The sequence below is a fragment of the Acidovorax sp. KPB24-03 genome (assembly GCF_057546605.1).
The window spans coordinates 1-2250 of record NZ_BAAJYR010000491.1 but is presented as its reverse complement, the minus strand read 5'-3'; the positions used below and the strand labels follow the sequence as shown (position 1 = coordinate 2250).

The 2250-nt window shown below is 72.0% G+C and carries 4 protein-coding genes; 3 read left to right on the top strand and 1 reads right to left on the bottom strand.

The genetic code is table 11. The features are described from left to right. From AC27KI_RS23050 to AC27KI_RS23040, 3 genes are all read left to right on the top strand, one after another. Positions 1-1124: AMP-binding protein (locus AC27KI_RS23050; protein ID WP_487116033.1), on the top strand; the 1124-nt coding region annotated here is incomplete at its 5' end. Next, entirely contained in the window at positions 1121-1522 is a 402-nt protein-coding gene (locus tag AC27KI_RS23045; protein WP_487116031.1) for a RidA family protein, read from the top strand. The genes AC27KI_RS23050 and AC27KI_RS23045, both read left to right, overlap by 4 nt. Before the next feature lie 118 nt (positions 1523-1640). Continuing rightward, positions 1641-1811 (top strand): hypothetical protein, encoded by a 171-nt coding sequence (locus AC27KI_RS23040; RefSeq protein WP_272567028.1) that lies wholly within the window; start codon positions 1641-1643, stop codon positions 1809-1811. 107 nt (positions 1812-1918) lie between these two features. Here the strand turns inward: AC27KI_RS23040 and AC27KI_RS23035 are convergent, their stop codons facing one another. Continuing rightward, complete coding sequence (locus AC27KI_RS23035; protein WP_487116029.1) at positions 1919-2089, bottom strand: hypothetical protein; 171 nt, start codon at positions 2087-2089, stop codon at positions 1919-1921. Positions 2090-2250: the final 161 nt, after the last annotated feature.

Here is a 2250-nt window from a genome sequence, read left to right as displayed (position 1 = left end):
TGCCCGCCTGCCCCACCGCGGCGGACGACATCGCGCTCATGGCCTTCACCTCGGGCACCACGGGGCATCCCAAGGCGCCGGTGCACAGCCACCGCGACGTGCTGGCGGCCTGCGGCGCGTGGCCGCACCATGTGCTGCGCTCCACGCCCGAGGACATCGTGGTCGGCTCGCCGCCGCTGGCCTTCACCTTCGGGCTGGGCGGGCTGCTGCTCTTTCCCATGGCCGCCTGCGCGAGCGTGTACTTTCCCGACGTGCCCTACACCCCCGAGGTGATGGTGCGGCTGATGCGCGAGGTGGGCGCCACCGTCTGCTACACCGCGCCCACCTTCTACCGGCAGATGGCACCCTTCGCCAAGGCCCTGGGCCTGCCCGCGCTGCGCACCTGCGTGAGTGCCGGCGAGGCCCTGCCGGATGCCACGCGCCAGCTGTGGAAGGACGCCACCGGCATCGAGATGACCGACGGCATCGGCGCCACCGAGATGTTCCACATCTTCATCTCGTCGGCCGGCAGCGAAGTGCGGCGCGGCGCCATCGGCCGCGTGGTGCCGGGCTACCAGGCCAAGGTGGTGGACGGGCGCGGGCGCGAGCTGCCGCGCGGCACGGTCGGCAAGCTCGCCGTGATCGGCCCCACGGGCTGCCGCTACCTGGACGATGCGCGCCAGGCCAACTACGTGAAGAACGGCTGGAACCACCCCGGCGACGCCTTCGTGCAGGACGCCGACGGCTACTTCTTCTACCAGGCGCGCGACGACGACATGATCATCACGGCCGGCTACAACGTGGGCGGCCCCGAGGTCGAGGATGCCCTGCTGCGCCACCCCGCCGTGGCCGAGTGCGCCGTGATCGGCGTGCCCGACGACGAGCGCGGCATGGTCGTCAAGGCCATCTGCGTGCTGCGCCCCGGCCATGCCGGCGACGACGCCCTGGCCAAGGCGCTGCAGGACCACGTGAAGGCCAGCATCGCCCCCTTCAAATACCCGCGCATCGTGGAGTTCGCCACCGCCCTGCCGCGCACCGAGACCGGCAAGCTGCAGCGCTTCAAGCTGCGCCAGGCCGCCGCGCTGGCCCGCGACAGCGCGGCCGCTGCGGCCGCCAACGCCCCACTTCCATCCCCCAAGACATGACCCTGCACACCCGACTGCAACCGCCCGACTGGGCGCCCCCCAAGGGCTACGCCAATGGCGTGGCCGCCCGCGGCACGCTGCTCTTCGTGGGCGGCCAGATCGGCTGGAACGCCCGCCAGGAGTTCGAGAGCGACGACTTCATCGTCCAGGCCCGCCAGACCTTCCTGAACGTGCGCGCCGTGCTGGAGGCCGGCGGCGCCGGCCCCGAGCACCTGGTGCGCATGACCTGGTACGTGGTGGACCGCGAGGAATACAACGCGCGCCTGAAGGAGCTGGGCGCCGCCTACCGAGAAGTACTGGGCCGGCACTTTCCGGCCATGGCCTGCGTGCAGGTCGCCGGCCTCATGGAAGTGCGCGCGCGCATCGAGATCGAGGCCACCGCCGTGCTGCCGGACTGAGCGCGGCCCCCTGCACTTCCCAGCGCCCCGGCGGGGGCGGAAACGGCCCGCACCGGGCACGGCTGCACGATGTGGCCTAATAGCGTGTTTTTCACTTTTCTCTCCAGGAGCCTCCCAAATGGGCAACAAGATCGTTACCGAAGCCGACCGCAAGCGCACCCCCCGTCCCCAGCCACTGCCCGGCGTGACCCTGGCCACCCCCGGCCGCGGCCAGCGCGTGAGCCTGGAGCGTGGCGTCGCCACCCGCAGCAAGAAGAACCCCGGCAAGCGCTCCAAGAAGGGCGGCTGAAAAGCCCCCTTCGCGCCCAGCGCAACGCCAAAGCCCTCTCCGGAGGGCTTTTTTCATGGTGCGACGGTGGCGCGCCAACGCGGCGGCGGCGCGCTCGGCCCGCCGGCTCAGAACCGGTAGCGCGCCGTCATCACCTGCGCACTGCGCGGCGCGCCGTACCTGCCCGAATACCACCAGCCCGACATCGCGGCGATGTCCTTGCGGTCGAACACGTTCTGCACGTTCAGCGCGGCCGGCAGGCGATCGTTCACCCCGCAGCGGGCCAGGAGGCGGGCCACGGCCCTCTAACGCCAGCCTTGCGTGCCACCCGCCGCGGCCTGCGCGGCGATCCGCCAGCAGGCCGCGCCGAAGCGCACCGCCTCGCCCTGCACAAAGGGCTCGAAAGCGCCTCGCGCGGCCGCGACGACCCGGGTGCGGGTCGCCCGTCGGCGCTGCGCAG

What these genes read in the sequence shown, in the direction of transcription:
- AC27KI_RS23045 (WP_487116031.1), top strand. Translation starts at nt 1,121, where the DNA reads ATGACCCTGCACACCCGACTGCAACCGCCCGACTGGGCGCCCCCCAAG.
- AC27KI_RS23040 (WP_272567028.1), top strand. Translation starts at nt 1,641, where the DNA reads ATGGGCAACAAGATCGTTACCGAAGCCGACCGCAAGCGCACCCCCCGT.